The sequence below is a fragment of the Paenibacillus lentimorbus NRRL B-30488 genome (genome assembly GCF_000411595.1).
In the GTDB taxonomy this organism is placed as follows: domain Bacteria; phylum Bacillota; class Bacilli; order Bacillales; family Bacillaceae; genus Bacillus; species Bacillus velezensis.
The window spans coordinates 415,392-437,790 of the sequence record NZ_ANAT01000005.1; the positions used below are offsets into that span (position 1 = coordinate 415,392).

Below are 22,399 nucleotides of genomic sequence, written 5' to 3' on the forward strand. Positions count from 1 at the left end.
TTCTCTTACTGCTATCTCATCATAAATCCACTGTCATTTCAACAGGGCAATGGTCAGAGCCCATGATATCGGCACAAATGGCCGCTTGGCTGATCCGCGTCTTCAGTCTGTCTGAAACAATGACGTAATCAAGCCGCCAGCCGATGTTTTTCTCACGTGCGTTCGTCCTGTAAGACCACCAGGAATAGGCGCCTTCCCGATCAGGATATAAATAGCGGAATGAGTCGGTAAATCCGGTGTTCAGCAGGGCGCTGAACGCTTCCCGCTCTTGATCCGAGAAACCGGCGTTCTTCCGGTTGGCTTTCGGATTTTTAAATCTATCTCCCTGTGTGCGACATTCAGATCGCCGCATAAGATCACGGGCTTCTCCCGGTCAAGCTTCTGCAGATACTCCTTAAAATCGGCTTCCCATTGAAGACGGTAATCAATTCGCTCTAATCCGCGTTTGGCATTCGGCGTATAACAGTTGACGACGAACACGTTCTCAAATTCAAGTGTGATCACCCGTCCTTCTTGATCATGATCATCAATTCCCAATCCATAAAACACGTGAAGCGGTTTTCTTTCGAAAAAACAGCCGTGCCTGAGTAGCCTTTTTTCACCGCATAGTTCCAATAGCCGTGATATCCTTCAAGCTGTAATGATACTTGTCCGTCCTGTACTTTCGTTTCTTGCAGACATAAAATATCCGCTGCCGTTTCCTGAACGTAAGTATTGATATCTATCTTTTTCATCACGGCACGCAAGCCATTTACGTTCCAAGAAATCAGTTTCATGTGTTCCCTCCTGTCCGGCTCAGCCCGCATTCCAGTGTTTCAATGTTTCCGCCCTCTAATGCCAGCAGCTGCTTTTTCATTTCTAAACCGCCTCTGAATCCGGTCAGTTTCCCGTTTTTTCCGATGACGCGATGGCACGGAACCGTAATCAATACCGGATTTTTCCCGATTGCGGCGCCCACGGCTCTTACGGCTGCCGGTTTCTGAATCATTTCTGCTATATCCGAATAGGAGTATGTCTTGCCGTACGGTATGTCCATAAGCGCTTTCCATACAGCAAGCTGAAATTCTGTCCCGTAAAGATCCACCGGCACTGAAAAAGTTGATCTGCCATTTTCGATGTACTCGGACAGCTCTGCCGTGTAAGACGCCAGCTTCTCATCATCACGTGCCAATCGGTATTGCGGCAGTGATTTTTTTGCCCACTGCTCAAGCTCTTCAAAGCTTCCATGATTTGAACCTATAAAGCATAGCCCCTTAGATGTGGCGGCTGTATACAGGCTCCAATCATTCCGTGTGAAAAGTGTCCAATAGACCATTGTCTCTTTACTCATATTGAACCTCCCTGTCCCATTCCGGCAGTTTTTCGGTATTCTGTGGGCGAATTCCCGGTTCTCTTTTTAAAAAGAGTGGCGAAATGCGCTGTGTTTGGAATCCCGACAATCAGAGCGATCTCCATGACTGTCATATCAGTATGCTTTAAAAGGTGTTCCGCCTTCGACAATCTTCTTTTCTGTATATACTCAATCGGGGATATTCCCCTGATTTTTTTAAATGTCCGCTGTAAATGATAGGGGCTGCCGTGACACATTTCGGCCAGTACACTCAGAGTCAGAGATTCGTGATAATGGCGGTCAATGTACTCAATGATTTGAGCAATCCATTCTTCATCAGGAAGACGAAGACCGTTCGGCCGGCACCTTTTACAGGGACGAAAATGTTTATCGAGCGCTGCATCAGCCGTATCAAACACCAGCACGTTTTCTTTATTCGGAACTCTCGATTTACAAGAAGGCCGGCAGAAAATCCCCGTCGTTTTTACTGCATAATAAAATGCTCCGTCATAAGAAGCATCATTGCGTATGATTGCCCTCCACTTTTCATCAGTCAGGATATTTCTGTCTGTCTCCATCTCAGCCACCCCCTGTTCTTCAGTATAAACAAATTCATTGCATAAGTACGCGTATTTGAATAGAGGAGCAAGATAACAAAGGTGTAAGAAGCACTTCCATGTTTCATGTGAAACATTTCGGCAGGATGGAGGAGGACTGATATAAAAAAAGAGCAGGAGCCCGCAGGCTCTTGCTCTTTTCTTTCGGCTTACTCGCCAGTTACGTATGGAAGTAAAGCCATTTGACGTGCGCGTTTGATCGCGATAGTCAATTTACGTTGGTATTTCGCATTTGTTCCAGTTACACGGCGAGGTAAGATTTTACCACGCTCAGAAACAAACTTTCTAAGAAGATCTACATCTTTGTAATCGATGTGCGTAATGCCGTTAGAAGTGAAGTAACAAACCTTACGGCGTTTCGCACGACCGCCTCTGCGTCCTCCTGCCATTGTCATTTCCCACCTTTCTCGTTATGAATATAGCGATAATCTATTAGAACGGAAGATCATCATCCGAGATGTCAATCGGCTTGCCGTCGTTGGCAAATGGATCATCATTAAAGCTGTTCCCTTGATTTCGTCTCTGGTTGTTCTGATTTCCGCCGAACGGATTATCATTTTGGCCTCCGCCAAAGTATTGGCCTCCGCCGCTGTTTCCTTCGTTGTATCCGCCTGATCCAGAACCGCCGCTGTTTTTAGGCTCAAGAAATTGAACACTTTCAGCTTGGACTTCTGTCACGAAGACACGCTGTCCCTGCTGATTTTCATAATTTCTTGTCTGGAGTCGGCCGTCTACGCCGGCAAGGCTTCCTTTTTTAAGAAAGTTTGCAACGTTTTCGGCTTGTCTTCTCCAAGTGACACAATTAATGAAATCGGCTTCACGTTCTCCGGACTGGTTCGTGAATGTACGATTCACAGCAAGAGTAAACGTGGCGACAGCCGCACCGCTTGGCGTATAACGAAGCTCTGGGTCTTTTGTCAGTCTTCCGACTAATACAACTCGGTTAAGCATATGAAAGACCACCTTTTAACATTATATATTTCAAATTGCTTATTCTTCTTCTTTAACAACGATGTGGCGAATGATATCGTCACTGATCTTAGCTAAACGGTCGAATTCAGCAACCGCTGCAGCTTCAGACTGAACGTTTAAGATTTGGTAGAAACCGTCACGGAAATCGTTGATTTCGTAAGCAAGACGACGTTTACCCCAATCTTTTGTTCCAGTGATCTCCGCTCCGTTAGAAGTCAATACGTTGTTGAAACGCTCGATAACTGCCTTCTTTGACTCTTCGTCAATGTTCGGACGGATAATGTACATAACTTCGTACTTTTTCATCTGTTTGCACCTCCTTTTGGTCTAAGCGGCCCTATAATGGGCAAGGAGCAATAATTCTATTACTCACAAGTTTATATTATACCAAAGCTCTTGTCCCTTTACAACTGTGTCCTATACATTAAATCGGAAATGAATGACATCTCCGTCTTGGACTACATATTCCTTACCTTCCAGACGCACTTTTCCGGCTTCTTTCGCTCCGGACATTCCGCCGCCTGCCAAAAGGTCTTCATAAGCAACCGTTTCAGCGCGGATAAAGCCGCGTTCAAAGTCAGTGTGGATGATACCCGCACACTCAGGAGCTTTCATGCCTTTTCTGAATGTCCATGCGCGCACTTCCTGTTCGCCCGCCGTAAAGTATGTCGCAAGGCCGAGAAGAGAGTATGACGCTTTAATCAGCTGATCAAGACCTGATTCTTCGATGCCGAGCTCCTCAAGGAACATTTGCTTTTCTTCGCCTTCCAATTCAGCAATTTCAGACTCAATTTTCGCACAGACGACGATAACTTCGGCATTTTCACCCGCGGCGTACTCACGGATTTTCGCAACGTATTCATTGTCTGAAGGATCAGCCACTTCATCTTCGCTTACATTCGCCACATAAAGCACGGGTTTTGACGTAAGCAAATGAAGCTGCTTCACAAGCTTTTGCTGTTCTTCCGTAAATTCAACGGAACGGGCAGGCTTTTCTTGTTCGAAAGCTTCTTTCAATTTAGACAGAATGTCAAATTCAAAAACCGCTTCTTTGTCTTTTTGCTTCGCAAGCTTGCTTACACGCGTGATGCGTTTTTCGACTGTCTCCATGTCGGCAAGAATCAATTCAAGATTGATCGTTTCAATATCGTCAATCGGATCGACTTTCCCTGACACGTGCGTAATATTGTCATCAGCGAATGCACGTACAACGTGGCAGATCGCATCAACCTGACGGATATGAGAAAGAAACTTATTTCCGAGTCCTTCACCTTTAGATGCGCCTTTTACGATCCCCGCGATATCAGTGAATTCAAACGCAGTCGGCACCGTTTTTTTCGGGTTCACCAATTCAGTCAGCTTTTGCAGACGTTCATCCGGCACTTCCACGATTCCCACGTTCGGATCAATTGTACAGAACGGGTAGTTGGCTGATTCGGCACCAGCCTGGGTAATTGCATTAAATAACGTCGATTTTCCGACATTCGGCAAACCGACAATTCCAGCAGTTAAAGCCATTCTTTCATCTCCTCTATATCAAACCATCATCGTATAAACGTATTGTAAACCTAGAGCAATTATAAGGAGGTTCATAGGAAAAGACAAGCTGAGAAAAAAGCATTTCCCGCCCTCTCTCTCCTTAGATTATCCTTTTTTAACCGCTACCAGACAGTCAAAAAGCGTACTTCCCATTCCATTATCGGAATTTGAATCCTTTGTGAGCATGTTGACGGAGCCTCCGAATGCCGCCCACATGCCTTCATCTATATTCACCGTCTTCGGGTGAGCCTGCTTCATGATTTTCACCCTGCCGCGCAGACGGCCGCGGTCATTGTAAACCTCTGCCGTATCTCCGTCTTGAAGAGAAAGCTCTTCCGCGATATCCGGCGACAGGTCCACCTGAATCTGCTGAAGCTTTTCAATAAACGGCACGTGCTGTGAATGATTGGAGCGCTGCGGGTGAATGGACAGCAGCGTATACGGATATTTCCCGGCCAGTCCGGCGTCGTGATAAACAGACTCCTCCGGCACTTCCAATTGAGGGAGGCCGCTGTATCCTTTCTCTTCTGCCAGTGACGAGACGAATTCAAATTTTCCGCTCGGGGTTAAAAATTGAAAATCACTCCATGGAACCTGTTTAACCGGAAGCGGCATATGTCCTTTTTCCTTTAATTGCTCAAGGGTGATTCCTTCTTTCTCCAAAGAAGAGAGCCCCATTTTTAAGAAATCTTCCGTACTGTAATCAAACAGCTCCCCGAATCCGAGACGCTTTGCGAGTTCCGTCCAGATCCAGCGGTCTGATTTTGCCTCTCCCTGCGGTTCCGCAAGCTTCTTGCCATATTGAACATAGTGATGATACATGCTGGAATAATAAATATCTTCCTCTTCGAAAACAACGGCCGTCGGCAGCACATAGTCACAGAGCTTCGCCGTATCGGTCATGACCGAATCAATGGCCACTGTGACCGGCGTTTTTTCAAACGCTTCCTTCACTTTTTTTGTATTCGGCACCTGTGTCAGCGGATTGCCGCACGTCACGATGATCATCTCAATCGGCGGGTCGGCTGCATTCAGCGCCTCTTCAGCTTGAGTCATCATCGAAAACGTTCTCGAACTTTTCTTCAAATCAGGACGAGTGAGCTCGGCCTTTGCAAAGCTTTCACCGACTTGCACATTTCCGAAGTTTGCGCCGCCGCCTTTGATACCGACATTTCCGCTCGCCGCAGCTAGAGCGTCAATCCACCGTATCGTCCCGCCCCCGTTTTTATATCTCTGCATCCCAAGACCCATAAAAGTGGAGGCGGGACCGTCAGCATATAAATCGGCAAGATATTCAAGCACTTCTAAAGACGTTTCTGTTTTCTCAATGATCTCCTCAAAAGAAATCGTCTGCAGAAGCTTGTCTATTTCCTCAAAACCGACCGAATGCTTTTGAATAAAATCAGAATCGGTTCTGCCGGTTTGGCATAATATTTTTAAAACACCCGCCGCAAGCCAGCCATCCATGCCGGGTTTGACGGATATATACCGGTCGGCAAGCTTTGCAGTCGGGTTAAAAATAGGATCAATGACCGTCAGTGTCGCTCCTTTTTTCTTCACCTGCTGCAGATGATGATAGAGGTGCATATTCGTCCGGGACACGTTTCTGCCCCATACGATCACATGCTTGCTGTGATAAATATCAAGCGGTCCATGCCCGTAAGAACGCCCGAAATCCCAGCGCTGCGCTTCAATGCCGGAACCCCAGCAAATGCTGCCCGCAATCTCGGTTACACCGCCGTATCCATTGAAAAAACGCTGGTCGAGCGCCTTCAAAAGACCGTTATTGGCGTAGTCATGACTGTGCAGCACTGCGGCAGTGCCCAACGTCTCCTTAATCACCGCCATTTTTTCAGCAATTTCATCTAACGCCTGCTCCCAGGAAATCCGGACAAATTCGCCGTCTTTCTTTTTTAAAGGGAAACGAAGCCGTTCCGGCGCATTCGTTTTCGTCTCCAGCATTCTGCCCCGGCCGCAAATTTTCCCTTCCGTAATGGGATGATTCGGGTCTCCGTCTACTTTCGTCACCTTTCCATCCTCAACTGTCACCAAAAAGCCGCAGCTATCCCAGCAATTCAGCGGGCACGCTGACTGATGCACTTTGCTCATCGGGCCTCTTCCTCTCCTCTATATGAAAAAGCATGAGCGCCAGCCCTTATGATGTAGGCTCCTCATGCTTGACGAGTACTTTTTTCAGCTTTCTCTCAAAATCTCTTCTCGGAATCATGACACTGTGGGAACAACCCGTGCATTTGATCCGAATATCCATTCCCATCCGAATGATTTTCCACCTGTTTTCACCGCAAGGATGCGGTTTCTTCATTTCAACAATATCATTCAGGCCAAAGTCTTTATCCGCCAAGACCCTTCACCTCTCTCCATAGACTGCTTTATTTATTGTACAAAAAAAGACAGGATAAGAGCAACGGCCGCACTCAAAATGAGCATTATACTTTTTTCCATCTCCCTAAAATAGGGTAAAGAAGAAGACATACCAGCAGATAAAGACTTAAAAGCCCGTAAATGGGATATAAAATGGCGATCAAATCTGAAAAACCGATTGTCGTAAAAGGCACCATCACAGCTAAAAGAAGAGATACGAGCGTCCATCTCGGCAATTTCACAAATGCAAGCATGCGGCTGGACAGCCCGAAAAGACCGGTCACCGTTGTCGTATAGATGGCTAAAAAAAGCACGGCGGCCATACAAAGAAATAACGGATAAGGAGCGCCTTCAAGGACGGCGAAAAGAGGAATCTCATATTGTGTAAGACTGCCTGAAAGCTGTACAAGCGTTTCATTGTAAACAAATGAAATCATACCGAAAATCAGCCCGCTTGCAACGCTTGCGATTTTGGCTTCTCCCAGTCCCTTCATATCTTTCCCGATTGAAGAAAGAACAGCGACAACAGAAAGAATGTTTAAGGACGTGAAGGTAATGCTTGCCGGCCAATTATACTGGCGGGTCAAATCTATCGTCCACGTGTAATGATGGGTTGTCTGAAAAAAGACCAATGCATATAACAGCCCCGCTACAAGAATGGGTATCAAAATACTATTCAGAGATAATATTCCTTTTATATCCCAAAAGAATAAACCGACGGTTACAATGCAAAGAAGAAAAATACCGATCCAAAACGGCAGCTTGTACATTTGCAGCGTCACACCGCCGCCGGCAATCATAACCATCGTCATTGAAAACAAATAAAACATAATAAGCACATCATAGACTTTAGCAAGAGCCGGCCCCATCAGATGCTCAAGCACAGGTAAAAAGTGCGTTGATTGAACCCGATAGCTGATCTTCAACACAATATAAGCCGAAATCGTAAACATGACTGTAAACAATACAATAGCCAGTCCGCTTTCGACACCGAAAAACTGCCATATTTCCTGCCCGCTTGCATACCCGGCCCCAATCTGGCTGCTTAATATGAGCAGCATCCACTTCATCCCGGCTCTCCACACCCTCATCACCTCATAAAATTTCTGATCATCTCCGCATATTGCTACTATATTGAGTGACAGCGGCAAACATTCATACAAATGGGACAAATATGGTATGATAACGACGATTGACTATTCAGAAAATTTATTTATGTTAGGCGCTCAAATCATGGACATCAGGCGTTTAACCGCAAGTGATACCCAGCCTTACTCCGATATCAGGCTCAAAGCTTTAAAAGATCACCCGGACGCATTCGCCGTCAGCTATGATGAGGAGAAAGAATGGCTGTCCGAAAAATGCAAAGCCAGGCTTGAAGCCGGCAATGCCATCGTGCTTGGCGCCTTTGAACAAGACAGACTGATAGGAATCCTCAAGATCTCCAAGCATTCGCTGTTTAAACTAAGACACATTGCGGTTATTGGTTCTATGTATATTTCCCCCAAACACCGAGGGTCAGGCGCGGGAAAAGCTTTAATGACGGAAGCCATCAGCCCAGCAAAAAAGATGAAAGACACAGAACAGCTCCATCTCTCTGTGACTTCAACAAATGAACCCGTAAAAAAACTCTGCGCTCAGTTAGGATTTATCCTCTTCTCTGCAGAAAAAAGAGCACTGAAATTAGATCATCAGCAATATGTTGATGTAGATCAAATGGTTTTACTTCTTTCATGAACTTAGAGAACAACTGCTCTGGGTTCTTTTTTCTATCCCGCTCTTTTCAAACAACCGGCATGCTGATCATGACATAAGCATAAAAAAAGGCAGCGCTGGATATACTGTAAACAACCATACATCACCAAAAACAACAATGTAATACTCGTATGACATGACAAGGAAGTGAACCTTATGAATCGAAAAGGCGGGCTTTTTTCTCAAGAACGGGCAAAACAATATGTATCCCATACGGATTCTTCTGCTGCGAATCAAATACAAGCGATCCTTACTTCATCTTTACGTAAAGCAGCCGGCAGACCGTTAGTCACCGTGTGTATCGGTACAGATCGGTCGACCGGAGATTCATTAGGTCCGCTCGTAGGAACAAAGTTAGAAAAAATGAATTTAGGCAGATTGCACGTTTACGGCACGCTGTCAGATCCTGTTCACGCCGTCAATATGAAAGACAAGCTGAAAGATATTCAACATCTACATAAAAATCCGTTTATTATAGCGGTTGATGCTTGTTTAGGCCGCGTCAAAAGCGTAGGCTCATTTCAAATCGGCGATGGGCCGCTGAAGCCCGGAGCAGGTGTTCAAAAAGACCTTCCTGAAATCGGTGACGTCCATATCAATGGAATCGTCAATGTCAGCGGGTTTATGGAGTATTTTGTCCTGCAGAATACGAGGCTTCATCTTGTTATGAGCATGGCAAATGTTTTAGCAGAGGGGTTACAGCTGACAGATAAATCAGAAGGCCGGCAGGAACGGCTCAGTCCGTTTCATAAGCTGACAAGACGTATATAAAAAACCATCTTTTAAACAAAGATGGTTTTTACGCTTCTCTCTCGGACAATAGTTCCAGGATACGTTCAAGATCTTCATTTGAGAAAAACTCAATCTCAATCTTCCCTTTTTTCTTTTGTCTCTTAATATTGACTGTTGTTCCGAAGTAATTTTGCAAATACGATTCCCGCTCTTTTAACACAACATCTTGAACAGGTTCTTTTTTCTTTGTTTCACGTGGAACATTGTTGTTTAACTGCTGAATCAGCTGCTCAAGCTGACGGACGTTCAGCTGTTCTTCAACCACTTTCTTCACAAGCGGTTCAAGCTTGTTTTATTTTTCAAACCAAGCAAGGTTCTGCCGTGTCCCATGGATAACGTACCTTCTGCAATGAGGTTCTGGATGCTTTCCGGCAGCGTCAGCAGTCTTAAATGGTTGGCAATATGAGGCCTGCTTTTCCCGAGCCGTTTAGCGAGCTGTTCCTGGGTTAAATCCAAATGCTTCAGCAGTGAGTCATATGCCAGAGCTTCTTCAAGCGGTGATAAGTCTTCACGCTGAAGGTTTTCCAAAAGAGCGATTTCCCGCATCAGCGATTCAGATAAATCCCGCACGATAGCCGGCACTGTCTCTTTACCGGCAAGTTTTGCGGCGCGGTAACGGCGTTCGCCTGCTACAATATCATAGCCCTTCAATGATTTTCTCACGATAATGGGCTGAAGAATGCCATGCTGAATGATGGACTCCTTCAGTTCAGCTAATGACTCATCGTCAAATTGTTTTCTTGGCTGATAAGGATTGGGGCGTAAATCACTGATTTTAATTTCTTCCACTGTCTCTTCAGACAAATCAACCTGATTAAACAACGCGTTAATCCCTTTTCCGAGCCCGCCTTTAGCCATTCGCTGCCACTTCCTTTGCTAAATCTAAATATACTTCCGCACCTCTCGAACGCGGATCGTATAATATGATCGGCTTGCCGTGACTCGGCGCCTCACTTAAACGGACATTGCGAGGAATAATGGTTTGATACACTTTATCTCTAAAGTATTTCTTTACCTCTTCTATCACTTGAATGCCGAGATTCGTTCTGGCATCAAGCATCGTCAGAAGCACTCCTTCTATCATTAAGTCGGTATTTAAATGTTTTTGCACAAGCCGAACTGTATTTAATAATTGACTCAATCCTTCAAGAGCGTAGTATTCGCACTGAACCGGGATAACGACTGAATCTGAAGCGGTAAGCGCATTAATCGTTAATAACCCGAGAGACGGAGGACAATCAATAATCATGTAATCGTAATTTTGTTTCACTGATTCTAATGCTCTTTTCAGCCTGACCTCCCGTGAGATCGTCGGAACCAATTCGATTTCCGCTCCCGCAAGCTGGATCGTGGCCGGAATGACATCTAAGTTCTCTACTGAAGTCGGTTTAATAATATCTGTAACATCTGCATCATCTACTAAAATGTCGTACACACAATGATCCACATCGGCTTTTTCAATCCCTAATCCGCTCGTTGCATTGCCCTGCGGATCAATATCAACAAGAAGAACCCTTTTACCTATGTAAGCCAAGCAAGCCCCCAGATTGACAGAAGTCGTCGTCTTCCCGACTCCGCCTTTTTGGTTCGTAATTGCTATGATTTTTCCCACGATGTCACCTACCTTCACATGAACATGTACTGTCTTGTTTCTATCTTATCAAAAAAAGAGTAAAGCGTTTTATTTTTTTCATAATTTGTTTATCAGCAAGTGAAAAAAATGTAAACGAAAAAGACACTTTCTAATATAAGTTCTCCGATAAAGTGACTTTTTTGACTGTAAAAAGACAATTCACGACACAAAAAGATAAAATTTTACATATATAATGTATAGTGCACAATAAATCTATCATTATCTTAAAATAGTTTTTTGATTAAAATAAAAACTCCCCTGCTGATCAGGAGAGTTTTTATTTAGGTATCCGAATGGTAAGCTGGATGTACTCTTCGAATTCTTCTTCTTCAGTGTTCAGCCTGACGCCGCTGTCTTCCACCATCGACAGTGACTGACGAATCGTATTCATCGCAATTCTTGTATCCCTGCTGAACGCTTTGCGTCTCGGCTTTGGTTTCTGCTTATTCTGTTCAAGCATTTTCACCACTCTGTCTTCCGTCTGCTTGACGTTTAAGCTTTTCTCAATGATTTCCGCAAGCAATGTGACCTGAAACTCCGGCTGTTTGAGCGGAATCAGTGCTCTTGCATGACGTTCCGTAATTTTTTTCTCCATAATCGCATCCTGGACGGGTTCCGGGAGCTTTAACAATCGGAGCTTGTTCGCAATCGTTGACTGGCCTTTTCCTAAGCGCTGCGCCAAGGCTTCCTGTGTTAAATCATGAAGTTCTAACAGCCTTGCGTACGCATGAGCTTCCTCAATGGAGGACAATTCTTCCCTTTGCAGGTTTTCAATCAAAGCGACAGATGCTGTTTCCGTATCAGAAAAATCTTTAATAATTGCGGGAATCTTCTCCCATTCAAGCGTCTGTACCGCTCTCCAGCGCCTTTCACCCGCAATGAGCTCATATTGTCCTTCATCTTCTGTATGTCTGACAACAATCGGCTGAATGATGCCGTGTGTATGGATAGTCATTGCTAACTCTTTGATTTTTTCATCTGAGAAAATGGTGCGTGGCTGAAAACGGTTGGGAACGATAGCATGTACCGGTATTTCGAGTATCTCTTCTTTGTTTGTATCATGCTCAGCTATCTCCGGTTCCTCTTCCTTCTCACCAAACCCGAAGAAACGAGAGAATGAATGCTTCATGTACCTACACCACCTTTAAAAACTGCCATTTTTATAATTCTATTTTCTCATGGTTTTTCCTGCTGTATCTTCATCAATTTTGCAGAAAATATGATGGAATTGTCACATCAGGCTGTCTAAATTACCCTTCAATTGGCGATTTATTTGGAGTACCCGGTTTTCTCGGATATTTTTTCGGAGTGCTTTTCGTCTTGCGAATGATCATAATGTTCCGTTCACTTTCTTCAACGGGAAGTGTAAAGGAATGAACTTGTTCAAGCTCTCCTCCCAATACTTTAATCGCCTTTTGCCCCGCTTTCAGCTCTTCATCAGCGGCTGCAGCTTTTAGTGCCGCAAATATACCGTTTTTCTTGGCCAGCGGCAGACAAAGCTCACTCAGGACCGACAGACGCGCCACCGCACGGGCCGTCACGAGATCGAAGCTTTCCCGGACGTCTTTCCGCTGTCCGAATGTCTCCGCTCTGTCATGGACAAATGTCGTATGCTCTAATTGTAAAGCATCAGAGAGAGTTTCCAAAAACGTAATCCGCTTATTCAGTGAATCGACGATGGTGACATGCAGATGCGGGAAGCAGATTTTGACGGGCAGGCTTGGAAAACCGGCGCCGGCGCCGACATCACAAAGAGTGGTGACCTTTTCAAAATCAATATAAAATGCCGCCGTTATCGAATCATAAAAATGCTTGAGATAAACTTCCTTTTTCTCAGTGATGGATGTCAGATTCATTTTTTCGTTCCATTCCACGAGCATCCGATAATACAACTCGAATTGCTCCAGCTGGCGGTCAGAAAGGGAAATCCCTTTCTCCGCTAAACTGGATGTAAATTCCTCTATATTCATGCCGTCATCCTTTCTATTCAGCTACCTTGGCAATACGGCCCTGCTCCAGGTATACCAGCAGGATTGAAATGTCTGCCGGATTGACGCCGGAAATACGGGACGCTTGAGCAACTGATAAAGGACGCACTTCTTTCAGCTTTTGACGGGCTTCAGTAGCAATTCCTTTAATGGCGTCATAATCAATCCGATCAGGGATTTTTTGTTTTCCATTTTCTTCAGCTTTTCCACTTGCTGCAAGGATTTTTCGATATATCCTTCATATTTCACTTGGATTTCCACTTGTTCCGCCACATCTTGCGGAACCGGAGAATCTGCAGGCGCAAGTTTTGTCACTGTTTCATAGTTCATTTCCGGACGTTTCATTAAATCTGTGCCGCGCACTCCGTCTTTCAGCTCGCTTCCGCCGAGTGAACGGATATATTCCTGATTCTCAGGAGACGGCTTGATAATAACAGACCAGAGACGTTTTTTCTCTGCCTCGATCGCCGCTTTTTTCTTCTCAAACGCTTCATAGCGCTCATCAGAAATTAAGCCGATCTCATGGCCGATTTCCGTCAGGCGAAGATCCGCGTTGTCGTGACGGAGCAGCAGTCTGTATTCCGCCCGTGAAGTCAGCAGACGATACGGTTCATTGGTTCCTTTCGTTACCAAATCATCAATCAATACACCGATATAAGCATCGGAACGGCTGAGGATCACTTCTTCTTTTCCAAGCGCTTTGCGGCCTGCGTTGATCCCTGCCATAATTCCTTGCCCGGCTGCTTCCTCATAACCTGATGTACCGTTAATTTGACCGGCTGTGTACAGGTTAGGGATTTTTTCGTCTCCAGTGTAGGCCAGAGCTGCGTCGGTACAATCGCGTCATACTCAATCGCGTATCCCGCTCTCATCATCTGCACCTTTTCCAGTCCCGGAATGGTCGCCAGCATCCGCTGCTGCACGTCCTCAGGAAGACTCGTGGATAGACCTTGAACGTATACTTCCTGCGTATTTCTGCCTTCCGGCTCAAGGAAAATCTGATGACGCGGTTTATCATTAAACCGAACGACTTTATCTTCAATCGAAGGGCAGTATCTCGGTCCCGTTCCTTTAATCATACCGGAATACATCGGCGAACGATGCAGGTTGCTGTCGATGATCTCATGAGTCTCAGGACTCGTGTAAGTCAGCCAGCAAGGCAGCTGATCGGTAATGTATTCAACCGTTTCATATGAGAAAGCGCGCGGAACCGGGTCCCCCGGCTGGATTTCTGTTTTGCTGTAATCAATGGAATCGCTTGAGACACGAGGAGGCGTGCCCGTTTTAAAACGGACGAGATCAAAACCGAGCTCCTCTAAGTGCTCAGAAAGTTTAATAGACGGCTGCTGGTTATTCGGGCCGCTTGAGTAAGACAGATCACCGAGAATGATCCGCCCTCTTAAATACGTTCCGGTTGTCAGCACGACCGTTTTTGCCTTGTATTCAGCACCCGTTTGCGTAATGACACCGCGGCACTCTCCGTCTTCAATGATTAAACGCTCGGCAATCCCTTGAAGAAGTGTCAAATTCGGTGTTTTTTCCAGCGTATGCTTCATTTCGTGCTGATATTGGAATTTATCCGCCTGCGCACGCAGCGCCCGTACGGCCGGACCTTTTCCTGTATTAAGCATTCTCATTTGAATATGAGTTTTATCTATATTTCTAGCCATCTCTCCGCCGAGCGCGTCAATTTCGCGGACGACAATCCCTTTCGCGGGGCCGCCGACAGACGGATTACATGGCATAAACGCAACCATATCAAGATTAATCGTCAAAACAAGCGTTTTGGCTCCCTGGCGCGCGGATGCGAGGGCAGCCTCAACACCGGCATGCCCGGCGCCGATGACAATCACGTCGTATTGGCCTGCTTCATACCCCATGGTTTTTTCCTCCCTTTTATTTACCTAAACAAAATTGTGAAAAGAGCTGATCAATTAAGCTTTCGTGGACGGCATCACCGATGATTTCGCCCAGCAGCTCCCAGCACCTTGTCAAATCAATTTGCACCATATCAATCGGAACATCCTGTTCAATTCCGTTCAGCGCATCATCAATCGCTTGCTTGGCCTGATGCAGAATCGAGATATGACGGGTGTTGCTGACATAGGTGAGATCTCCGCTTTCGATCGCTCCTGTATAAAATAGCGACTGAATCGCTTCCTCTAAATCTTGAATGCCTTCTTCTTTCAGCAATGAGGTCGTGACGACAGGCCTGCCTTTCGCCAGTTCCTTGACGCGCTCAGCGTCAATCTTAGCCTCAAGGTCCGTCTTATTCATAATGACAATGACGTCCATTCCCTCAACCGCTTCAAACAATTTAACATCTTCTTCAGAAAGCGCTTCGCTGTGGTTAAGCACAAGCAAAATGAGATCCGCTTCCTTCAGAACCTGCCGTGACCGTTCCACACCGATTCTTTCGACGATGTCTTCTGTCTCGCGGATTCCGGCGGTATCGACAAGCCGAAGCGGCACGCCTCGCACGTTGACATATTCCTCTATCACATCACGCGTCGTTCCCGGAATATCGGTTACAATCGCCTTCGTTTCATGGACAAGGCTGTTAAGCAGAGAGGATTTCCCGACGTTCGGACGGCCGATGATCACGGTAGACAGTCCCTCTCGCAAAATTTTCCCCTGCTCGGACGTACGGAGCAGCGCCTCGATTTCTTTCTTCACGCCGCTTGCCTTCTCCACTAAAAGCTGATGCGTCATTTCTTCGACGTCATCATATTCCGGATAATCTATATTCACCTCAACATGGGCAAGTGTTTCTAACAACTCATCACGCAGACGGCGGACAAGCGCGGAAAGCCGTCCTTCCATCTGGTTCATGGCGACATTCATGGCACGGTCCGTTTTGGCCCTGATCAGATCCATCACCGCTTCCGCCTGTGAAAGGTCAATCCGTCCGTTTAAAAATGCGCGCTTCGTAAACTCACCGGGTTCTGCCAGTCTCGCACCTTCTCTTAAAGCAAGCTGGAGCACCTGATTAACCGTCACAATACCCCCGTGACAGTTGATTTCAATGACATCTTCCCTTGTGAATGTTCTGGGCGCTCTTAAAACAGACACCATGACTTCCTCAATAATCCGTCCCGTCGTACTGTCCGCGATATGCCCGTAATGAATGGTATGCGATTCTGCCGAACTGAGCGTTTTGCCTTTCGGACCCTTGTACATTTTGTCGGCGATCTTTACGGCTTCCGGGCCGCTCAGCCGAACGATCGCAATCGCGCCTTCACCCATCGGAGTTGAAATCGCTGCAATTGTATCCATGCTGTTCACCTCTCTTTATCTCTGTTTCCATCTATATAAAAAATTTTATTTACGCCAAAATTAAAAGATAACATAGTTTGGTTTGAAGTGGAAGATACGTTATCCACAAAGGCAGAAATTCATCCCTTATTACTTTAACTTATCCACATGTGAATAACAATTAATTTTATTTCCTAAAACCTTTTTTATCAACAGCATAGACCGAAAAAGAAAAAACTTAAACGCAAAAAAATGCGATTCTGCTTAGGAATAGAGCCATTTTTACCAATAAAAAAACCGAAGTTCCGATTTTACCCGGACTTCGGTTTTCTGCTATCTTTATGGGAAATAACGAGATGGCGGTACCGGCCTTCACCGGTAGAAAACGTTTTGATATTTGGATGCTTTGACAGCGCGTCATGGATGATTTTTCTTTCACCTGACGGCATCGGTTCTAAATGCACATCTTTTTCGTTTTCGACACTTGCTTGGCCAGCCTGTTTGCCAGCTGATCCAGAATTTCTCTTCTTTTCCGCCGATAATTCTCAGCGTCGACAACGGCTTGGCGATACTGGCCGGAGCCGCGGTTCAAAACAAGCTGCGTCAATGTTTCCAATGCATTGAGTGTTTGTCCTCTTTTGCCAATAAGCAGCGCCGCTTTTTCACCTTTAATGTGAAAACAGACTGTTTTCTTGTTTTCTTCCGTAACAATCTCAGAAGGCCCGGCAATGGAATGGATGATTTCTTCTAAATACGCTTTCGCTTCCTGAACAGGATTTCTTTTCTCTTCCAGTTCTACGATCGCATTCTTTTTTCCGAAAATACCCAAAAACCCTTTATATTCTTCTTGCACCACCGTTATTTCTACTTGATCTTTCGTCAGTTGAAGTTCCTGAAGGCCTGATTGAACTGCTTCTTCGACATTCCGTCCCGCAGCAGTCACCTTCTTCACTTTTTCTTTCCTCCGGCTTTCTGCGTTTCCGGATCGTGTTTAATGTCAGGTCCTTTAATAAGGAATGTCTGAGCAATCATAAACAGGTTTCCGACTACCCAATACAGAGACAGCGCACTCGGGAAGTTGATCGCAAATACGATGATCATGATCGGCATAATCCATACCATCATTGCCATTTGAGGATTCTGAGTCGGATTTCCCGCCATCATCAGCTTCTGCTGGACAAAAGTGGCCACACCGGCAACGATAGGAAGAATATAGTAAGGATCCTTCTCTCCTAAATCAAACCATAAAAAGCTGTGCTGTGAAATGGCTTGCGTACGCATAATGGCGTGGTAGAATCCGATCAAAATCGGCATTTGAATCAGGATCGGGAAACATCCTGCCAGCGGGTTTACCCCGTGCTTTGAAAACAGGGCCATCGTTTCCTGCTGAAGCTTCTGCTGCGTTTTTTGATCTTTAGAGCTGTATTTTTCTCTGAGCTTCTGCATTTCAGGCTGCAGCGCCTGCATCGCTTTTGAGCTTCGAAGCTGCTTGATCATCAGCGGCAGAATCAGCAGACGAATTAAAATCGTAACGATGATGATCGATAAACCATAGTTATCGCCCGTCAGTTTCGCTACGTACGTAATGACTTCTGACAATGGATACACAACATATTTGTCCCAGAAATGCGGACTATTCGCCGTAATCGGCTCTTTCACACTCGAGCACCCGGCCAGCAGCACGAGCATACCGACCATACTCAGTAGTAACCATATTCTCCTTTTCAAGAACGTTTCCTCCTATACCAATCTTTATAAACCTTGTATGTATTTTAGCATCTTTCAGTTTCAAATGGCGTTCATTTTTCGCCAAATAAAAGGAAGCGCTTTTAAAAACGTGAAGAAAACAAAATATGAGCTATTTTGACGAAGATTTCTTATATAATGAGGTTTTTCTGAATAAGTGCTGCAGACTCTTTTTCGTTTCTTCAAAACTGAGGTCTCCGGCGGGTTTTCTTGCGATAATAATAAAATCTTTCGGCTTGAGCAGCTCTTTTTCCTCCTGAACAGCCTGTCTGATTAACCGCTTCACCCGATTGCGCACGACGGCATTGCCGATTTTTTTACTGACAGAAAGCCCTACCCGGAGCTCTTCCTGTTTCGGCTGATCGAGCGTATACAGCACGAACTGGCGGTTTGCCATAGACGTTCCGCGTTTAAACACTTTTTGAAAATCTTCATTTTTCTTTAACCGATTTCGCTTCTTCACTTTAATTCACTCCGATATTCACTCGCAGAAACTTTTATTTCTATTTAAAAAAACGGGCCGCCGGAATACTGAAGAAATTTCTCCAGTACCGGGCGACGCATGACATCTCTTTTCTCTTAATGTGAAAAAAGACCACTGACATTATTCAGTGGCCTAAGCTGATAATACTTTTCTGCCTTTGCGGCGACGGCGTGCTAATACTAGACGACCGTTTTTTGAACTCATACGGCTTCTGAAGCCATGAACTTTACTGCGTTTACGGTTATTCGGTTGGAATGTTCTTTTCATTTATGACACCTCCCTCGAGGAATAGCTGTTAAAGACAGTCTTACTTATTATATTTGTGCTGCCTATTCATTGTCAACTTCAGCAGTGCTTTTATTTCTTACAACCATAATAGGATAACATACCTTAACCAGATTAGAAACCTTATTTTTCATATTCCTTTTTTTAACGCACAAAAAAAGCCGCGCTCCCCCGAAAAAACGTCATGTGGATAATTTTTCGGTCTTTTTTTAATATCCACAATCGTTATCGACAACATTTTCACATTGCTAACCCCTGTGGACAAAGATTTTTCAACAAGTTGTCAGGTTTGTGGATAAGATTACGAGAACCATTGCAAGTCCTCGCTTAATTTGATATTATATTTGTGTTTTAACTCTTAATTACTTATCCAGTCCATTCTCTTTATCCACAAATTGTGGATAAGTTGTGGATTGTTTTCACACAGCTTGTGTAGATTGTTGTCCACAACTTGTGGAATTTGTCGAAAAGCTATTTTTCTACTATACTATATGTTTTCAACATTTCGTGTGTACGAATGGTCAGAGCCATATGCTCTTTTTTTGTGTTCTATAACAGGGGAAGGGCGCTGATTTTTAAAGAAAAGGAGGGCTGTGCCGGATAATGGAGAATATATTGGATCTTTGGAATCAAGCTCTAGCTCAAATTGAGAAAAAGCTAAGCAAACCGAGTTTCGAAACTTGGATGAAGTCGACGAAAGCCCATTCGCTGCAAGGAGATACCTTAACCATCACCGCTCCCAATGAATTTGCCAGAGACTGGCTGGAGTCCAGGTACTTACATCTCATTGCAGATACCATATATGAATTAACCGGGGAAGAATTGAGCGTCAAATTTGTCATTCCTCAAAATCAGGACGAAGAAGACTTTTTGCCGAAACCGCAAGTGAAAAAAGCGGCAAAAGAGGAACCGTCTGATTTTCCCCAAAGCATGCTCAACCCGAAATATACATTCGACACATTCGTCATCGGATCGGGAAACCGATTCGCCCATGCAGCATCACTGGCTGTGGCGGAAGCACCCGCTAAAGCGTACAACCCTTTATTTATATACGGGGGAGTCGGCTTAGGAAAAACCCACTTAATGCACGCGATCGGCCATTATGTCATTGATCATAATCCTTCAGCCAAAGTGGTGTACCTGTCTTCTGAAAAATTCACAAATGAATTCATCAACTCAATCCGCGATAATAAAGCCGTTGATTTCCGCAACCGCTACCGGAACGTTGATGTACTTTTGATAGATGATATTCAATTTTTAGCCGGAAAAGAACAAACACAGGAAGAGTTTTTCCATACATTCAACACGCTTCATGAAGAAAGCAAACAAATCGTGATTTCCAGTGACAGACCGCCGAAAGAGATCCCGACCCTTGAAGACCGCCTGCGTTCGCGGTTCGAATGGGGATTGATTACAGATATCACACCGCCGGATCTGGAAACGCGGATTGCCATTCTGAGAAAGAAAGCGAAGGCGGAGGGCCTTGATATTCCGAACGAGGTCATGCTTTACATCGCGAATCAGATTGACAGCAACATCCGCGAACTGGAAGGGGCATTAATCCGGGTTGTCGCCTATTCATCCTTAATCAATAAAGACATTAACGCAGACCTGGCAGCAGAAGCATTGAAAGATATTATTCCGTCTTCTAAGCCGAAGGTCATTACGATAAAAGAGATTCAGCGGATTGTCGGACAGCAGTTCAACATTAAGCTTGAAGATTTCAAAGCGAAAAAGCGTACGAAATCCGTGGCTTTCCCAAGACAAATTGCAATGTATCTTTCAAGAGAAATGACGGATTCTTCTTTGCCTAAAATCGGGGAAGAATTTGGCGGGAGAGACCATACAACCGTCATTCACGCCCACGAAAAGATTTCAAAACTGCTGATTGATGACGAGCAGCTTCAGCAGCAGGTGAAAGAAATAAAAGAACTGCTTAAATAATAGTGTCCTCGGATGAATCGGGGAAAGTGTGAATAACTTTTTCATAGCCATACACAGTCTGTCCACATGTGGATAGGCTGTGTTTCCTGTCTTTTTCACAACTTATCCACAAATCCACAGGCCCTACTATTACTACTGCTATTTTTAAAATATATTAATTATATTATCCGTTAGGAGGATAAACATGAAATTTACGATTCAAAAAGATCGGTTAGTCGAAAGTGTACAAGACGTTCTAAAAGCCGTTTCATCCAGAACCACAATTCCCATTCTCACCGGTATTAAGATCGTCGCCTCAGATGAAGGAGTATCTTTCACAGGAAGTGACTCTGATATTTCAATTGAGTCATTCATTCCGAAAGAAGATGATGATAAAGAAATCGTGACGATCGATCAGCCGGGAAGTATCGTGCTGCAAGCGCGCTTCTTCAGTGAAATCGTTAAAAAACTGCCGATGGCGACTGTTGAAATCGAAGTTCAAAATCAATATTTAACGATTATCCGTTCCGGAAAAGCCGAATTTAATTTAAACGGCCTTGATGCAGATGAATATCCGCATCTACCGCAAATCGAAGAGCATCACGCCATTCAGATTCCGACGGATCTTTTGAAAAACCTGATCCGCCAAACCGTGTTTGCTGTGTCCGCCTCAGAAACACGCCCTATCTTGACAGGTGTAAACTGGAAAGTTGAAAACGGTGAATTATTATGCACTGCCACGGATAGCCACCGACTCGCTTTAAGAAAGGCGAAGCTTGATATTCCGGAAGACAGCTCTTATAACGTCGTCATTCCCGGGAAAAGCTTAACCGAGCTGAGCAAAATTCTTGATGACAACCAAGAGCTGGTGGATATCGTCATTACAGAAACCCAAGTTCTGTTCAAAGCGAAAAACGTATTGTTCTTCTCAAGATTGCTTGACGGAAACTATCCGGACACGACCAGCTTAATTCCGCAGGAAAGCAAAACGGAAATCGTCGTGAACACGAAGGAATTTTTACAGGCGATAGACCGTGCTTCTTTATTGGCGAGAGAAGGCCGCAACAATGTTGTAAAACTTTCTGCCAAACCGGCGGATTCGCTTGAGATTTCATCAAATTCTCCGGAAATCGGGAAAGTGGTCGAAGCTGTGCTGGCTGACCAGATTGACGGCGAGGAATTAAATATTTCATTCAGTCCAAAATATATGATGGACGCACTGAAAGTACTTGAAGGAGCGGACATCCGCATCAGCTTTACGGGAGCGATGAGACCGTTTCTTATCCGTACGCCGAATGATGAGACCATCGTTCAGCTCATCCTTCCGGTCAGAACGTATTAATCAAACATAATGTGCTGCCGGCTTAGTTCGGCAGCTTTTCTATTCATCAGCCGCTCCCTCAAGTTTTCCCTTTCCTTATTTCAGGATTTTTTAGTACAATTAGATATTAGTGATATTTGAAAGAGGTCGATATTATGGCAAATCCGATTTCGATTGATACAGAAATGATTACGCTTGGCCAGTTTTTAAAATTAGCCGATGTGATTCAGTCCGGCGGCATGGCGAAGTGGTTTCTGAGCGAGCATGAGGTGACTGTCAACAATGAACCTGACAATCGCCGCGGCAGAAAGCTTTACGTTGGAGACGTGGTCGCGATTGAAGGATTTGGTTCATTTCAAGTCGTCAATTAAAGCGGG

General features: G+C 44.9%; 21 protein-coding genes and 4 pseudogenes. 5 read left to right on the forward strand and 20 right to left on the reverse strand.

Going from position 1 to position 22,399, the window contains the following annotated elements; translation table 11 throughout:
* Nucleotides 1-19: 19 nt before the first annotated feature.
* The 10 genes and pseudogenes from xth to D368_RS03020 form a co-directional block, all read right to left on the reverse strand.
* Nucleotides 20-776, reverse strand: a pseudogene (gene xth / locus D368_RS02975) (exodeoxyribonuclease III).
* On the reverse strand, nucleotides 773-1,330 hold the full coding sequence (locus tag D368_RS02980) for a methylated-DNA--[protein]-cysteine S-methyltransferase (protein WP_128574544.1): 558 nt from the start codon (nucleotides 1,328-1,330) through the stop codon (nucleotides 773-775). The pseudogene xth and the gene D368_RS02980 overlap by 4 nt, the downstream one beginning before the upstream one ends.
* Nucleotides 1,327-1,908 (reverse strand): bifunctional transcriptional activator/DNA repair enzyme AdaA, encoded by a 582-nt coding sequence (locus tag D368_RS02985; protein ID WP_128574545.1) that lies wholly within the window; start codon nucleotides 1,906-1,908, stop codon nucleotides 1,327-1,329. The genes D368_RS02980 and D368_RS02985 overlap by 4 nt, the downstream gene beginning before the upstream one ends.
* A 188-nt stretch (nucleotides 1,909-2,096) precedes the next feature.
* A complete protein-coding gene (gene rpsR, locus D368_RS02990; RefSeq protein WP_004392983.1) occupies nucleotides 2,097-2,336 on the reverse strand; it encodes a 30S ribosomal protein S18 in 240 nt (79 codons plus the stop codon).
* A 43-nt stretch (nucleotides 2,337-2,379) separates the two neighbouring features.
* Nucleotides 2,380-2,898 (reverse strand): single-stranded DNA-binding protein SsbA, encoded by a 519-nt coding sequence (ssbA, locus tag D368_RS02995; RefSeq protein WP_004392979.1) that lies wholly within the window; start codon nucleotides 2,896-2,898, stop codon nucleotides 2,380-2,382.
* A 39-nt stretch (nucleotides 2,899-2,937) separates the two neighbouring features.
* Entirely contained in the window at nucleotides 2,938-3,225 is a 288-nt protein-coding gene (gene rpsF / locus D368_RS03000; protein ID WP_004392977.1) for a 30S ribosomal protein S6, read from the reverse strand.
* A 111-nt stretch (nucleotides 3,226-3,336) separates the two neighbouring features.
* A complete protein-coding gene (gene ychF / locus D368_RS03005) occupies nucleotides 3,337-4,437 on the reverse strand; it encodes a redox-regulated ATPase YchF (RefSeq protein ID WP_004392975.1) in 1,101 nt (366 codons plus the stop codon).
* A 126-nt stretch (nucleotides 4,438-4,563) separates the two neighbouring features.
* On the reverse strand, nucleotides 4,564-6,567 hold the full coding sequence (locus D368_RS03010) for a molybdopterin-dependent oxidoreductase (protein ID WP_101562618.1): 2,004 nt from the start codon (nucleotides 6,565-6,567) through the stop codon (nucleotides 4,564-4,566).
* Between the two features lie 46 nt (nucleotides 6,568-6,613).
* A complete protein-coding gene (locus tag D368_RS03015) occupies nucleotides 6,614-6,820 on the reverse strand; it encodes a DUF951 domain-containing protein (RefSeq protein ID WP_004392973.1) in 207 nt (68 codons plus the stop codon).
* An 85-nt stretch (nucleotides 6,821-6,905) separates the two neighbouring features.
* Nucleotides 6,906-7,931 (reverse strand): YkvI family membrane protein, encoded by a 1,026-nt coding sequence (locus D368_RS03020; RefSeq protein WP_088005468.1) that lies wholly within the window; start codon nucleotides 7,929-7,931, stop codon nucleotides 6,906-6,908.
* Between the two features lie 88 nt (nucleotides 7,932-8,019).
* Between D368_RS03020 and D368_RS03025 the strand changes: the two genes are divergently transcribed.
* Both D368_RS03025 and yyaC read left to right on the forward strand, forming a co-directional pair.
* Nucleotides 8,020-8,577, forward strand: a complete 558-nt coding sequence (locus tag D368_RS03025) for a GNAT family N-acetyltransferase (RefSeq protein ID WP_232484464.1) — start codon at nucleotides 8,020-8,022, stop codon at nucleotides 8,575-8,577.
* A gap of 174 nt (nucleotides 8,578-8,751) precedes the next feature.
* A complete protein-coding gene (gene yyaC / locus D368_RS03030; protein WP_004392969.1) occupies nucleotides 8,752-9,366 on the forward strand; it encodes a spore protease YyaC in 615 nt (204 codons plus the stop codon).
* Nucleotides 9,367-9,394: 28 nt separating this feature from the next.
* Here the strand turns inward: yyaC and D368_RS03035 are convergent.
* The 10 genes and pseudogenes from D368_RS03035 to rpmH all read right to left on the reverse strand — a co-directional run bounded on the left by D368_RS03035 (nucleotide 9,395) and on the right by rpmH (nucleotide 18,760).
* Nucleotides 9,395-10,245, reverse strand: a pseudogene (locus D368_RS03035) (ParB/RepB/Spo0J family partition protein).
* Nucleotides 10,238-10,999, reverse strand: coding sequence for a sporulation initiation inhibitor protein Soj (soj, locus tag D368_RS03040; RefSeq protein WP_007409899.1), 762 nt, complete (start codon nucleotides 10,997-10,999; stop codon nucleotides 10,238-10,240). The pseudogene D368_RS03035 and the gene soj overlap by 8 nt, the downstream one beginning before the upstream one ends.
* Before the next feature lie 298 nt (nucleotides 11,000-11,297).
* Nucleotides 11,298-12,149 (reverse strand): nucleoid occlusion protein, encoded by an 852-nt coding sequence (gene noc / locus D368_RS03045; protein ID WP_007409900.1) that lies wholly within the window; start codon nucleotides 12,147-12,149, stop codon nucleotides 11,298-11,300.
* Nucleotides 12,150-12,270: 121 nt separating this feature from the next.
* A complete protein-coding gene (gene rsmG, locus D368_RS03050; RefSeq protein WP_014306213.1) occupies nucleotides 12,271-12,990 on the reverse strand; it encodes a 16S rRNA (guanine(527)-N(7))-methyltransferase RsmG in 720 nt (239 codons plus the stop codon).
* A 13-nt stretch (nucleotides 12,991-13,003) separates the two neighbouring features.
* Nucleotides 13,004-14,888: pseudogene (mnmG, locus tag D368_RS03055) on the reverse strand (tRNA uridine-5-carboxymethylaminomethyl(34) synthesis enzyme MnmG).
* A gap of 16 nt (nucleotides 14,889-14,904) precedes the next feature.
* Nucleotides 14,905-16,284, reverse strand: a complete 1,380-nt coding sequence (mnmE, locus tag D368_RS03060) for a tRNA uridine-5-carboxymethylaminomethyl(34) synthesis GTPase MnmE (protein ID WP_004392954.1) — start codon at nucleotides 16,282-16,284, stop codon at nucleotides 14,905-14,907.
* A 290-nt stretch (nucleotides 16,285-16,574) separates the two neighbouring features.
* A pseudogene (jag, locus tag D368_RS03065) lies at nucleotides 16,575-17,215 on the reverse strand (RNA-binding cell elongation regulator Jag/EloR).
* Nucleotides 17,212-17,961 (reverse strand): YidC family membrane integrase SpoIIIJ, encoded by a 750-nt coding sequence (gene spoIIIJ / locus D368_RS03070; RefSeq protein ID WP_007409906.1) that lies wholly within the window; start codon nucleotides 17,959-17,961, stop codon nucleotides 17,212-17,214. Before spoIIIJ ends, jag begins: the two are co-directional and overlap by 4 nt.
* A gap of 160 nt (nucleotides 17,962-18,121) precedes the next feature.
* Complete coding sequence (gene rnpA, locus D368_RS03075) at nucleotides 18,122-18,472, reverse strand: ribonuclease P protein component (RefSeq protein WP_004392944.1); 351 nt, start codon at nucleotides 18,470-18,472, stop codon at nucleotides 18,122-18,124.
* Nucleotides 18,473-18,625: 153 nt separating this feature from the next.
* Nucleotides 18,626-18,760 (reverse strand): 50S ribosomal protein L34, encoded by a 135-nt coding sequence (rpmH, locus tag D368_RS03080; RefSeq protein ID WP_003178075.1) that lies wholly within the window; start codon nucleotides 18,758-18,760, stop codon nucleotides 18,626-18,628.
* A gap of 621 nt (nucleotides 18,761-19,381) precedes the next feature.
* Between rpmH and dnaA the strand changes: the two genes are divergently transcribed.
* From dnaA to rlbA, 3 genes are all read left to right on the forward strand, one after another.
* A complete protein-coding gene (dnaA, locus tag D368_RS03085; protein ID WP_004392913.1) occupies nucleotides 19,382-20,722 on the forward strand; it encodes a chromosomal replication initiator protein DnaA in 1,341 nt (446 codons plus the stop codon).
* Between the two features lie 184 nt (nucleotides 20,723-20,906).
* Entirely contained in the window at nucleotides 20,907-22,043 is a 1,137-nt protein-coding gene (gene dnaN / locus D368_RS03090) for a DNA polymerase III subunit beta (RefSeq protein ID WP_007409909.1), read from the forward strand.
* A 134-nt stretch (nucleotides 22,044-22,177) separates the two neighbouring features.
* Nucleotides 22,178-22,393 (forward strand): ribosome maturation protein RlbA, encoded by a 216-nt coding sequence (rlbA, locus tag D368_RS03095; RefSeq protein ID WP_004392910.1) that lies wholly within the window; start codon nucleotides 22,178-22,180, stop codon nucleotides 22,391-22,393.
* Nucleotides 22,394-22,399: the final 6 nt, after the last annotated feature.